The sequence below is a fragment of the Phyllobacterium sp. LjRoot231 genome, from assembly GCF_964253365.1.
Classification (GTDB): Bacteria; Pseudomonadota; Alphaproteobacteria; order Rhizobiales; family Rhizobiaceae; genus Phyllobacterium.
In genome coordinates this window covers 2,119,491-2,132,314 of record NZ_CAXUQT020000001.1, presented here as the reverse complement: position 1 = coordinate 2,132,314, position 12,824 = coordinate 2,119,491, and the positions used below count along the sequence as shown (strand labels likewise).

Here is a 12,824-nt window from a genome sequence, read left to right as displayed (position 1 = left end):
ATTGGCGAGCGGATATCCAGATCGTCAAGCTAAATACTATGAGCTGAGGTTAACAATTCGTCGCTAAGCGGATGGCGAGTTCAGACACATCGCCCCCGAGCGCCCTGTCCTCTTCCAACCTGCCTGAAGTCTCGCGCACGTATTCATAGGTTTCCGTAGTTCCCTTGCCGCAACGATAGCCGGGCTTGAGATCAATTGCCTGCGCCGCAGCGAGCATCTCGCAGGCCACAAGATGTCGCCACAGATCGACAATGTCGGCGCATTTCGCCACCGCAAGCGGCGTCTGCGTCGCGTGGTCCTCGACCCCTTCGGACACAGCAAGGAAATCCAGCAGTACCGGATTCGCTTTGTGGCGGATGGCACCGACAAGTGCGGTCACCGTCTTTTGCAACGGCACGAAACCGGCCGAGGCTCCGCCGACTGGGCTGAGATAGCGCGGCAGGCCATTGCGCCCGGAGCCCGTCAGTTGGATGAAGCGCGCCGCACTGGCCAGCGCCGCTTGCGCGATGGCGAGCCCAAGCGTTTCGAAAGCCAACGCCAGCGACGGCGTGTGGAAATTGCCCGTCGACAGCACACGGTCTTCGTCGATGATTACAAGCGGATTGTCCGCCGCTGAATTTAGTTCGATTTCGACCGCTTCTGTTGCGGCTTTCAGGGCGTGAGCTAGCGCGCCTTGGATGGACGCAGCGCAGCGCAGGCTGAGCGGATCCTGAATGGCAGTCTTTGCCTCGAATAAAGGAGAGCCTTCCAGCAGGGCCAACAGCTTTTCCGCCTCTTCCACCTGACCGGCAGCGGGACGCGCAGACTGGATTGCAGGTGCCAGAATGAGCGGATTGCCGCCCAGCGCCTCGAAGCTCAAGGCCGCAGCCTGACGCTGAAACTGAAGCAGTGCGGTAGCATCCGCAGCAACCAGAGCGCCGTGGCCGACCGACACCGCCGATGCATTGAGCAGGGACAACCCATCTTTGGGGCCAAGCTGCGACGCTGCAAGACTGGCTTTTTTTAGCGCTTGAGCGGATGGGTAAACTTTACCCTGATACTCAGCAGCACCCTCGCCGATCAGCGTTTGTGCGATCGCTGATAGAAGGACAAGATCACCTGCGCCAATGGAGCCGATGGAAGGAACAACGGGATGAATCTGTTTGTTCAGCAATGCCAGCAAATCATTGAAAACAGGCGATGAAATACCCGACCCGCCGACGGCGAGCATCGAAAGCCGGGCGGCCATGATGGCGCGGGTGACATCGCGCGGCAATGACGGGCCAACGCCCATACCGCGTCCGCGCACCAGTTGCTGCTGGAATGCACCAATATCCTCGGTCACCGAGGTTTTCAGATTGGCGCCGAGCCCAGTATTCAAACCATATATCTGCTGTCCCGATGCTGCGGCCCTATCGAGGATCGTTCGCGCCTTTTCCAGCCTATCGTAGACATCGGGAGCGATTTCGACCTGCGCATCCTTGCGGGCGATCGCTGCGATATCAGCGACCGTGATATCGGATCCCTTGAGGACAATCGCGCTCATGCAAAACGCAGCCTCTGGCCAATATTGGATGCCTTGGCTTTTTCCAGCATCGCATAACCAAGCGCGATATCGCTCAATGATAGACCGCGGTGCCAGAACAGGATGGTCTCGCCATCATTCTCGCGGCCAGATTTGTGTCCGGCAACGATCTGTCCAAGCTCGGCATGCAAAGTCTGCTCCGACAGCTTGCCCGCCTCCACATGCGCGCGCAGCGAACCGAACTTGCCGCCCTTGCACTGGCCCCAATCATCGACCACCAGCTTGTCCATGATATCCGTCAACGACAGTTCTACTGCGCTCATCGTTCCGTATGGCACGACGAAAGCGCCGGGTTTGATCCATTCCGTCTTTAGCATTGGATGCGGCTCTGGCAAGCGCGACGCTTCAACGACGATATCAGTGCCCTCGACGCAGGAACGCCAGTCATCGGTCACGACGATCTTCTTGCCAAGGTCATGGGAGAGCTTCTCGGCAAAAGCGTTGCGGCTCTCGGGGCGACGCGAATGCACGCGAATTTCATCGAAATTGTAGAGATGGTCGAGCAGCCTTACGTTCCAATACGCCGTGCCGCGTGCGCCGATATGGCCGAGAATTTTCGAGTTCTTGCGCGCGAGATATTTCGCACCGAGCGCAGTAATCGCTCCGGTACGCATATCGGTGATTACCGTCGCATCGAGAATAGCGCGCGGTGCGCCGGTGCGCGGATCGAACAGATTGAGCACGCCAAATTCCGAGGGATAGTTCAGCTTGTAGTTGTCGACGAAGTCGCCAACTATCTTTACGCCAGCCAGATTCAAAGGCGCAACGTATCCGCGCAAGACGTTGAAATGGCCATGGAAAGAGGCATTCGGTTCAAGATGCACGCGCGGCTCTATAACAGTCTCACCATTGCCTTGTGCGGCAAGAGAGGTTTCGATTGCTGCGAGTATTTCGGCATCGGTCAACGCCAATGCGTCGATGTCCAGTGCGTTCAAATAGTCAATATAAATGGGTTTCATGCTGTTCTCTTTGCTCATGCTGCACGCGCCGGTATCGTGATTCCGAGATTCTCGCGCAATGTGCGCCCTTCATACTCTTCACGGAAGAGGCCACGGCGGCGCAGCTCAGGAACAACCAGTTCAATGAAATCCCGAAGAGCGCCGGGGAAATAAGCACCCATGACGTTGAAGCCGTCGGCCGCCTTGCTGCGGAAACGCTCCTCCAGCTCATCGACGATCTGCGCCGGTGTACCGATCAACTGCCAGTGCCCTCGTGCACCCGCGAAATGTCGCGCCAGTTGCCGGATGGACAGATTCTCACGCCGTCCGAGATCGATGATCAATTGCTGACGGCTCTGGATGCCATCGGTAGCCGGCATTTCCGGTAACGGTCCTTCGAGCGGGTACTGCGACAAATCCGTGACGCTCAGATAGCTTGCGAGCAACGCGACACCGACCTCGTCGGGGATGAGTTCCTGCAAGGCATCATATTTTGCCCGCGCTTCGCTTTCGGTTCGGCCGACGATCGGTGATACGCCCGGCAGGATCTTGAGATCGTCCGGATCACGCCCGAAGGCCGGCATGCGTGATTTCAAATCGGCATAATACGTCTGCGCCTCTTGCAAGGTTTGGGCCGCCACGAACACCACGTCGGCGGTTCGCGCCGCGAGGTTCTTGCCCGCGTCCGAGGCGCCCGCCTGCACCATCAAAGGACGTCCCTGCGGCGAACGCGGACTGTCGAGGAGACCCTTGACGGTGAAATGTGCGCCATGATGATCGACGGGATGCAGCTTGGCAGGGTCGGCATAGACCTGTCCGTCAACCAGATAGGCACCGGTATCAACACTGTCCCAGACGGCTCTGGCAGCGTGTTCGAATTCCTCGGCGCGTTCGTAACGTTGTGCGTGGGGCCGCAAGCCGCTCGAGACAAAGTTTTCCGCTTCAAGTTCACTCGCCGACGTCACCAGGTTCCAACCTGCCCGGCCACCGCTGAGGTTATCAATGGAAGCCAGCGTCCGCGCCAGACCATAGGGCTCGTTGTAGGTGGTGGAAGCAGTAGCGACCAGTCCGATATGCGAGGTATTGACCGCTAGCGCCGAGAGCAGGCTGAGTGGCTCGAACATTGTTGAACGTGCTGCCTGACTGGCTGTGTTGATGTTGCGTTCGCGAATTGCTGCAGCGTCCTCGAAGAAAACCATGTCGAATTTGGCGGCCTCGGCCATCTGCGTCAGCGCGATGAAATGATCGATATCGACACCGGCGTCTGCAACCGCGTCCGGATGCCGCCAGGCCGCAATGTGATGGCCGCCAGCCATGAGAAAGGCGCCGAGTTTCATCTGCGGAGATTTTGCCTTGCTCATCATGATTGCCCCGCTGCCTGACTGGCCGGATGTTGCGGTCGCTGTATTCCAAGGTGCTCGCGCAACGTGCTGCCCTCATAGGAACTCCGGAACAGTCCGCGCTCCCTCAATTCCGGTACGACGTGGTCGATAAATGCGTCGGTGCTTTCCGGCGCCAGCGGTGGCAGGACGGTAAAACCATCGACCACGCCTGACCAATTTTGCAAGGCATCTGCGATTTCGGCAGGCGCGCCGATCAGTTCCAGCCCAGCAGGCTTTTCTCCACCGGACGACAATGCATCAAGCCTGTCACGGAGTTGCTGCGCCCCAGCCCTGGTAGTGCTAATGAAGGGAATGACGTTTGCTAGGATTTTCACATCGGAACGTTGACGGCCATGGCGCTTAAGCCGCTGCATAAAGTCCGACACAAGCGCCTTCGCCTCATCCGTTGATGTCAGATCGATGAAAATCAGTTCAGCCGAGCGCGCGGCGATCTCCGCGGTATGCGGCGTCAACACGTGCGAAATAACCGGCTTGCCCTGAGGCGAACGATTGACGTTGAGCGGACCACGCACAGTAAAATGCTCGCCTTTGTGATCGAGCAAATGCATCTTTTCCGGCAGGAAAAAGCGCCCGGATGCTTTGTCATAGACAAAGGCGTCATCCTCCCAGCTGTCCCAAAGCCCGCTGACAACGTCGAGATATTCTTCGTCACGCGCAGACGCTTCCGGCGAAACCACCACATTCCAGCCTGCCCTGCCCTTGCTGATCGTATCGAGAGAGGCAAAGCGGCGGGCGAGGTTGTATGGTTCGTGCTGGCTGGTTGCAGCAGTCGCGATCAGTCCGATCCGGCGCGCAACAGTGGCGAGCGCCGCAACCAGCGTCGTTGGCTCGAACGGCACCGCCTGCGGGGACAGGTCACTGAGAGGGCGCTGGCCAAGCTGGTCGGAGAAGAATGCGAAATCAAACCCGCCTTCCTCTGCTTTCTTCACCTGTGCTGCCAATTGATTGAAATGAATCGCTTCTTTCGACTTTTTACGCCACGCGGCGGGATGATGACCGAATGGCGTGATCGAAATCCCGATATGCATTATACGGCACCGCCACTACTGACGCGGATTTCATCGATCTTCTCGTTGTAAAACGAGATCAGGCCTTTTATCTTGCCGCTTTCGGCAATCGGCTCGGGATAGTACCAGACGATATTTTCATGGCGTATGCCATCAAGATCGAAATGGTAATAGGACGCCGCGCCCTTGTAAGGGCAATAGGTAATCAGATCGCTTGGGATGAGCGCACCCGCCACCAGATCTTCGACCGGAAAATAATAGCGAGCGATCAGCCCCGTTTCGAACAGGAAGATTGCTCTTTCGGTCCGGGCCACCAGTTTGCCATCAACGAAGACTTCGACCAAACGCGAACTCGGTATGGTATCAATGCGCTTGTAGACATTGCGCGGATGACGGAAGATTTCCTCATCCTCCTCAAACCAGCGCACAGAACCCCAGTCCACAGTGACGTAATCACTCAGTTCAGACAGTCCGATCGCAGATCCGTCAAAGCCCCATGCCTGGTTCTCCTGTGCCGTGCCCTCCAGGGACCAGTACACCTTCGTTCCGAAAAGCGACGACGGCTCGGTCTTCGTCGAGGGTTTGAGTACACCAGCGATGAAGTCCGCTTTCGGCAGATAGTAGGTAGGGTGACCGCCATTCTCATAAATGACGATGGCCCCGGTCGTATCGGCAATGAAGCGGTCACCCAGCTTCAGACGTATCCTCCGATTGGTCGGTTCGATCAGAACGGCCGGTACTTCCGATGAACGATAGGCAATAGACATTGTAACTCTCCCAAGGTGAGCAACGTTTGTGGCGGTCGATCAGACCGAAAAGATGGCATCCCGCGTCAACTGGCCCTTTACTGTCCCGCCCTCGTCCACCACGGCGAGAACGTCGCTATTTGCGGCGACCATCAATGCCAGCGCGTCGCGCAGATTGCTTGCCGGCGAAACTGTACTGGCACCTGCGCGAGGTGCGTTGTTGTTCATCGCATCATTCACGGTGAACAGGCTGAGCCGCTTGATCGCACGGTCTATTCCAACAAAATTTTCGACAAAAGCGTCGGTCGGATGCGACAGCACCGTGTCCGGCGTATCATACTGGACAATCTTGCCGCTTTTCATGATGGCAATCCGATCGCCAAGCCGAATGGCCTCGTCGAGATCGTGGGTGACGAGCACGACAGTTTTGCGCACGCGCCGCAGTATCTGGCGAAATTCATCCTGTAGCCGTGATCGCGCAATCGGATCGATGGCACCAAAAGGTTCGTCCATGAGCAGCACCGGTGGATCCGCCGCCAGCGCGCGTGCCACGCCGATACGCTGGCGCTGCCCGCCCGAGAGTTGGCGCGGATAGCGCTTCAGCATTTCGTTTGGATCAAGCCCAACCAGATCCAGTAATTCTTCCGTCCGGCTTTTGATTTTCGATTCAGCCCAGCCGAGCAGTTTTGGCACGGCGGCAATGTTCTGAGCGATCGTCATATGCGGAAACAACCCGACTTGCTGGATCACATAACCGATATGGCGGCGGAGTTCGACAGGATCGACCTTGGTGACATCCTCGCCATTGACGATGATCTTGCCTTCCGTCGGGTCGATCAGGCGGTTGATCATGCGCATCGTCGTGGTCTTGCCGCAGCCGGACGGGCCGATCAGCGCCGTCGTCGTACCTTCCGGCACAACGAGCGACAGATCGTCAACCGAGGCAGGGCCGCCTTCCGCATAGCGCTTGGTAACATGTTCCATATTGATCATGCGGTAGATCTCTCTGCAAAAAAGACTTTTTCGGCCAGGCCGAGAATGAATTCGGTGGCGAGCGCCAGCAGCGCGATCGGAATGGCGCCGACGAGCAGACGCGACATGTCCATCATGCTGATGCCGACGGCGATGAAATCGCCAAGCCCACCGCCGCCAATGAAAGGGGCAAGCGTCGCACCGGCCAGCACCTGTACGGCGGCGGTACGCGCTCCGGCAAACATCGCCGGAGCTGCAAGCGGAATGCGAATCTTGCGCAGAACCTGACCCCGGCTCATGCCCATGCCGGTTGCAGCTTCCACAGCATCCGGATCGACATCGCGCAGCCCGATAAAGGCGTTGAGCAGGATCGGCGGCAAGGCGAGAATGGTCAGCGCCACGATCGACGGCCATAGCCCGATGCCGAGCAGCGGCATCATGATGGCGAGGATGGCGAGGCTCGGTATAGTGCGCAGAGCGTTGATCGTGTTGATCACCGCGAAGGCAAGGCCACCGCGATTGATGATAAGGATCGCCAACGGCAGACCAATGGCCAGAGCAAATGCCAAGGAAACGCCCGACATGACAAGGTGCCGGCCAAGCGCTTGGTAGAATTCAGCCTGGTGATTGATGATCCAAGTGAAGGCGGTAATCAACATTTCACACCCTCCCACGGACCAGAAGTTTTTCGGCCTGGCTCAGAAGGACATCGAAGAACGTCGCCATCAACGCCGTCAGAATTCCGCCGACGAGTATTTTTTCTGTGTAGCTCTGGTCGATTCCCATGAGGATGATCGTGCCCAGGCCGCCGCCATCGATGAACGCTGCAACGGTGGCAATACCGATGACCGTGACGAGTGCAATGCGAATACCGGAAACGATCAGCGGCAGCGCTAGGGGCAGTTCAATGCGAATGAGCCGCTGCCAGGCGTTATAACCCATGCCATCCGCCGCATCGAGCACGTCTGCGGGAACACCGCGTAAGCCGGTGACAACATTACGCAAAAGGATCAGCAGACAATAGGACGAAAGCCCGACAAGCGCCGGCTTTGTCCCTAGACCAAGCCAAGGGATCAAAAGCGCAAACAGCGCAAGGCTTGGAATGACGAAGATAATGCCGGTTATCGTCAGGACGACGGCGTATAGCTTTGGCCGGCGCGCGCAGATGATCCCCAGGATCAATGCAATCACCAGCCCGATCAGCACCGATGAAACCGAGAGCACCAGATGCTGCCACGTCGCGGTGAGTATTTCCGGAATGTTTTTGGGAGCCCAGTTCAAGGGTGCCGTCCTGCCTGCATGGTCGCTTCAGCAATGAAATAGCGGAGATGGGGTCATCTCCGCCATACACGTTCAAATGATCGGCGAAACGGTTGGGTTCCGCCAGGCTACAATCAAATACCTTTTTCTTTCAGGAACTCTGCAGCCACTTCTTTTGGCTCCTTCTTGTCCCGCTCGACTGCGGCGTTAAGGGCGCGCATGTTCTCATTGTTGAGCAGCGGACTGACTTTGTTGAGCACTTCCGCGATCTTCGGGTTCTTGGCCAAGGCATCCTGACGAACAACCGGTACGAGATAGTAGGGAGGGAACAAATGCTTGTCGTCATCAAGCACGACGAGATTGCTGTCAGCGATCTGCCAGTCGGTGCTGAAACCATAGGACACATCGATGTTCTTGCTCGTCAGCGCGCTGTAGCGGATACCGAGCTTGGCGAAAATGCGAAAATCCTTGAATTCGATGCCATAGACTTGCTTCAACCCCGGCAATCCATCCTTGCGTTCGCCAAAGCCACCTTCAGCACCGAAGGAAAGTTCCTTCGAAGCTGGACCAAGATCGGTCAGGGTCTTGAGTTTGTATTTCTCGGCAGTTTCCGGAAGCGTGATGATGGCATAGCCGTTATTGATCTGAGTCGGCTCCAGCAGTGTCAGCTGCAGGTTTTTCTCGTAGTAATCCTTGACGTCCTTGTAGATCTTGTCGGCCGATCCTGACAGGTCACCCTTGACGACTGCCGCCAGCGCAGTTCCCGTATACTCCGGATAGAGATCGATCTCACCGCTGGTCAGCGCCGAGTGCGCAATCAGCGTTGCTCCGAGGTTGAGCCTGCGCTCCACAGTAATACCAGCCTTCTCCAGCGCCTGCGCATAGATTTCGGCAACCACGAATTGTTCCGTAAAGTTCTTGCTGCCAATTTTCACGGTTTGCGCAAAGCCGGACGTCGCCGCCGTCAATGCCACCAACACGCCGAGCCCGATTGAGGCGACATTTTTCAAGATCATGATTTTCCCTGCAGCTACTGTAGGACCTCATCCGTATCCTACTGGTTTCGTTGTCGAATTCGCATGCTAGCAATCTCGGACGGCAAGTTCGCAGAAGAATTTGCCAATGTTTCCCGCAGAAGTAGAAATTATTTACTACGCGATTGCAACCGGCGATCCGCGCACATCCTGACAGCGGTTCGATCTCTGGCGTCATTCCGTCCTCCTCGCTACATTGCCCGTACAATCGCTAAGGTGCAGGAGGCATTCATGTCAGACGATCATCAACACGGCGACGCGCACGCTCATGACCATCCAATCGACTGGCGAGAGCATGGCGTCAAAATTATTCCAGGCGATGCCCTTGATCCGAACACGGCACAGACACCGGGCATGAACCGCGCAGCGGCGATCAATCGCGCCCGGGCAGGAGCCGAAAAAATCTGGGCGGGAACCGTAGTCATCGATGCCAATGCCAAGACCGGCGCGCATCATCACGGCGATCTGGAAAGCATCATCTACGTGGTCAAGGGCCGCGCGCGCATGCGCTGGGGTGAAAGGCTGGAATACGTCGCGGAAGCCGGTCCCGGCGATTTCATCTTCGTGCCACCCTACGTGCCGCATCAGGAGATCAACGCCAGTCGGGACGAAGCACTCGAATGTGTTGTTGTCCGCTCCGGTCAGGAGCCGATTGTCGTCAATCTCGATATCGAACCGGTCGAGAAGCCGGAAGGTGTTCTATGGAAGGACCCGATTCACCGCTGACTGCGCTGCAACTTCTCATAACGTTTGATCAGGCGGTCACGCTTGAGTTTCGACAAGCGGTCGATCCAGAATATCCCATTGAGCTGATCGATTTCGTGCTGCAGGCAGATGGACAGGAGGCCGGTCGCTTCCTCTGTCTGAGGCACGCCTGAAAGGTCCCGATAACCAACTCGGACGGAGGCAGCCCGCTCAATCTCATCCGACACACCAGGCATCGATACGCTGCCCTCCTCGTGCCTGATGGTCTCGCTCGAAGACCACTTGATCTCCGGATTGACGTAGAAGCGAGCTTCGTTGGTCGGATCAAGTTCAAGAACAACAAGGCGCTTCAAAACGCCAATATGCGCGGCCGTTATACCTATTCCCGGTGCCGCCCGCATTGTCTCCAAGAGGTCGTGAGCCAGCAGGCGAAGATCATCCCCAAACTCAGTAAGAGGTTCAGCCGGTGAACGGAGCGCGGGATGCGGAAATTTCAGGATTGGACGTACCGTCAAACTTGCACCTTTCAAATAAACACGTGGCACATCGGCAACGCTGAGGGACCCTGTTGCCTCAAACCACACTCGGAACGCAAGCTTCCTTTACAAGCAACGCTGTGACCGATAATCGACAGCAAATGAGCAAGACCATAGTCAAACCGCAGGTTCTGCCGAAAGGCGCGTTGATCATGACGCTCCTGGCGTTGGCGACGACGATCGTCTCGTTCATCATCATGATGGGCATCACCGACATCTCGCCCACGAAACGGACGACGCAGATCATTATTGCAGCCAATGCGGTTTCGATTCTGGTGCTGATCTATTTGTCCTACGCGACGCTCCGGAAGCTGTTTTTGTTCAAGAGCAAGGAAAAGCACCGGGATCTGCACACCAACATAACGATCATATTCGCGTTAATCGCGTCGATCCCTTCGATCATCGTCGCCTGTTTTTCACTCATTGTTCTCGACAATCGTTTGAACTCCTGGATCAATCCGGAGAACAACCAGATCATCGACATGTCGATCAAAGCCGCGCAGTCCTACACTGAGGACAATGCCCAGAGCCTTTTGACCACAACGCTTTCCATGGTGATAGATCTTGACCAGCGGCGAATGCTCTACAGTCTCGATCGCGGGGCCTTCGCCAATTGGCTGACTTACGACGCGGGCCGGAACAACCTGCTCGGCGCATCCCTGGTCAAATCCAACGGCGAGGTTGTCGTCAGCGCCCAGCTTTTCAACGATCATACCCTTCCCGAAGCGCCGCTAGAGGCGTTGAAAAGTGCGGCGGGCGACAAGCCGGTGCTGATACCGCCGGCAGCTACCAACCTTGTCGGCGCAATCATCAAAACGCAGGCGCTGCCGGATTTGTATCTCTATACGATCCGCGCTGTGGATTCTTCGGCGCTGGATAACATGCGCATCATGACCGACAATAATGCCGAATATCAGTCGCTGGCCAGCAACAGGAAAAATACCCAGATCGCCTATGCGCTGCTTTATATTGAGCTGACGCTGCTGCTGCTGCTGACCGCCGTCTGGACCGGCATTGCGGTCGCCAATCGCGTGGTTAAGCCCATTCGCCTGTTGATCAGTGCGGCGGGTGATGTTGCCACCGGCAATTTCGACGTGTCAGTGCCCGTCCGCGCATCGGATGGCGATATCGGTTCATTGTCCCACACGTTCAATAACATGGTTGAGCAGTTAAAAACCCAGCACAACGATCTAATCTCGGCAAAGGATGAAATCGATGAGCGCAGACGCTTTACGGAAGCAGTTCTGTCCGGCGTGACAGCCGGCGTTATCAGCGTCAACTCGCAAGGCGATATTGCGGGTCTGAATCGACCGGCCGAGCACATGCTGTCGATCGATGGTACACAAGCTATCGGCAAGAACCTTATTCATATCCTTCCGGAAATCGGTGCTGTATTCGAGGCGGCGCGTGAGAACGGCAGGTCTTCCAGCCGCCAACAGATCGGCATTACCCGTAATGGCATTGCGCGCTCTTTCAACGTGCAGATCACCCGGGAAGACGCCGATACACAGAACACCTCCTACGTGGTGACGGTCGACGATATCACCGATCTGGTCGCTGCCCACCGCTCATCCGCCTGGGCAGATGTGGCACGCCGCATTGCCCATGAAATCAAGAATCCGCTGACGCCGATCCAGCTCTCTGCCGAGCGCATTCGCCGCCGCTATGGCAAGGTCATCATCGAGGATCGCGAGGTTTTCGACCAATGCACCGAAACGATCATCCGCCAGGTCGGCGATATAGGTCGTATGGTCGATGAGTTTTCCGAATTCGCTCGTATGCCGAAGCCGCAACTCGCCGCAACCGACATCCGCGATGTGCTGCGCGACGCGTCCTTCCTCGTAGAAATCAGCAATAACCAGATCAAGTTCGAGCATGACTTTGCCGACGAGCCGCTCATCGGAAATTTCGACAACCGGCTCCTTGGCCAGGCTTTCGGCAACATTATCAAGAACGCTTCGGAGTCCATTGAGGCGGCGCTCCAGACAGGAGCGATCGAGGAGGGTTTCATTCTCGTTCGCGCTGCCAGCACCGGCTCGTCCATCATTGTCGAAGTGCTCGACAACGGCAAAGGATTGCCCGCTGAAAACCGTCATCAACTGCTCGAGCCTTATGTGACCACGCGTGAAAAGGGCACCGGCCTCGGCCTCGCCATCGTCAAGAAAATCATCGAAGATCATGGTGGACATCTCGAAATGCTCGATGCCCCTGAGAGCTTCCATACCGGTCGCGGCGCTATGGTGCGAATGACTTTTCCGAAGCTCGTCGAGGCAAGCGCGGCGTAAAACCATAACCCATATCGCTTTCCTTTCACTCGATATCAAAATGTGATGAAACCAAGGCACAGCGCAAATTGCAGTCTACATTGAAAGCGCTATAATCCTTTTCAGTGAAGCCGGGATGATGGGACTAAGCCTTCCATGGTTTTGGTTACGCACATGATCACGACAATTTGAATCGATCGCTGGCAAGTGAAATCAGCGACGGGTGTTCATGATTTTTTGAGAACGCGCCGGTCCTATCCGGCTACGCTCAGGAGGAGTCAGGCGATGCGACACACGAAAGAAAACGGCGATATCTCCAACTGGATGACATGCTCAATGATTTTGTTTGGCGCGCTGGCAGTTGCAGCCATCGTCTTTGCAGTTTGACTATCGGG

Annotated in this window: 12 protein-coding genes; 2 read left to right on the top strand and 10 right to left on the bottom strand. The window is 56.6% G+C overall.

Annotated elements, in window-relative coordinates:
• Window positions 1-49 precede the first annotated feature (49 nt).
• The 9 genes from ACSQ3H_RS10435 to ACSQ3H_RS10395 form a co-directional block, all read right to left on the bottom strand.
• Entirely contained in the window at window positions 50-1,525 is a 1,476-nt protein-coding gene (locus ACSQ3H_RS10435) for an HAL/PAL/TAL family ammonia-lyase (RefSeq protein WP_436116994.1), read from the bottom strand.
• On the bottom strand, window positions 1,522-2,523 hold the full coding sequence (locus tag ACSQ3H_RS10430) for an ornithine cyclodeaminase family protein (protein ID WP_436116993.1): 1,002 nt from the start codon (window positions 2,521-2,523) through the stop codon (window positions 1,522-1,524). Before ACSQ3H_RS10430 ends, ACSQ3H_RS10435 begins: the two co-directional genes overlap by 4 nt.
• A 14-nt stretch (window positions 2,524-2,537) precedes the next feature.
• Window positions 2,538-3,863 carry an LLM class flavin-dependent oxidoreductase gene (locus ACSQ3H_RS10425; protein ID WP_436119407.1) on the bottom strand — a complete coding sequence of 442 codons (1,326 nt, stop codon included), beginning with the start codon at window positions 3,861-3,863 and terminating at the stop codon, window positions 2,538-2,540.
• Window positions 3,863-4,933, bottom strand: a complete 1,071-nt coding sequence (locus tag ACSQ3H_RS10420) for an LLM class flavin-dependent oxidoreductase (protein ID WP_436116992.1) — start codon at window positions 4,931-4,933, stop codon at window positions 3,863-3,865. Before ACSQ3H_RS10420 ends, ACSQ3H_RS10425 begins: the two co-directional genes overlap by 1 nt.
• Entirely contained in the window at window positions 4,933-5,679 is a 747-nt protein-coding gene (locus tag ACSQ3H_RS10415) for a DUF427 domain-containing protein (RefSeq protein ID WP_436116991.1), read from the bottom strand. Before ACSQ3H_RS10415 ends, ACSQ3H_RS10420 begins: the two co-directional genes overlap by 1 nt.
• Window positions 5,680-5,718: 39 nt before the next feature.
• Entirely contained in the window at window positions 5,719-6,651 is a 933-nt protein-coding gene (locus ACSQ3H_RS10410; protein ID WP_436116990.1) for an ABC transporter ATP-binding protein, read from the bottom strand.
• Window positions 6,648-7,289: an ABC transporter permease gene (locus ACSQ3H_RS10405; RefSeq protein WP_436116989.1), complete on the bottom strand. Its 642-nt coding sequence runs from the start codon at window positions 7,287-7,289 to the stop codon at window positions 6,648-6,650. The genes ACSQ3H_RS10410 and ACSQ3H_RS10405 overlap by 4 nt, the downstream gene beginning before the upstream one ends.
• Before the next feature lies 1 nt (window position 7,290).
• Window positions 7,291-7,911 (bottom strand): ABC transporter permease, encoded by a 621-nt coding sequence (locus tag ACSQ3H_RS10400; protein ID WP_436116988.1) that lies wholly within the window; start codon window positions 7,909-7,911, stop codon window positions 7,291-7,293.
• A 113-nt stretch (window positions 7,912-8,024) separates the two neighbouring features.
• Window positions 8,025-8,906, bottom strand: coding sequence for a glycine betaine ABC transporter substrate-binding protein (locus tag ACSQ3H_RS10395; protein ID WP_436116987.1), 882 nt, complete (start codon window positions 8,904-8,906; stop codon window positions 8,025-8,027).
• Between the two features lie 249 nt (window positions 8,907-9,155).
• On the opposite strand from ACSQ3H_RS10395, the gene ACSQ3H_RS10390 reads away from it, so the two are divergent.
• Window positions 9,156-9,650, top strand: a complete 495-nt coding sequence (locus ACSQ3H_RS10390) for a cupin domain-containing protein (RefSeq protein ID WP_436116986.1) — start codon at window positions 9,156-9,158, stop codon at window positions 9,648-9,650.
• Here the strand turns inward: ACSQ3H_RS10390 and ACSQ3H_RS10385 are convergent.
• Entirely contained in the window at window positions 9,641-10,144 is a 504-nt protein-coding gene (locus ACSQ3H_RS10385; protein ID WP_436116985.1) for a peptide deformylase, read from the bottom strand. The genes ACSQ3H_RS10390 and ACSQ3H_RS10385 overlap by 10 nt on opposite strands.
• 122 nt (window positions 10,145-10,266) lie before the next feature.
• On the opposite strand from ACSQ3H_RS10385, the gene ACSQ3H_RS10380 reads away from it, so the two are divergent.
• Window positions 10,267-12,450 (top strand): ATP-binding protein, encoded by a 2,184-nt coding sequence (locus tag ACSQ3H_RS10380; RefSeq protein WP_436116984.1) that lies wholly within the window; start codon window positions 10,267-10,269, stop codon window positions 12,448-12,450.
• The last annotated feature ends 374 nt before the right edge of the window (window positions 12,451-12,824 follow it).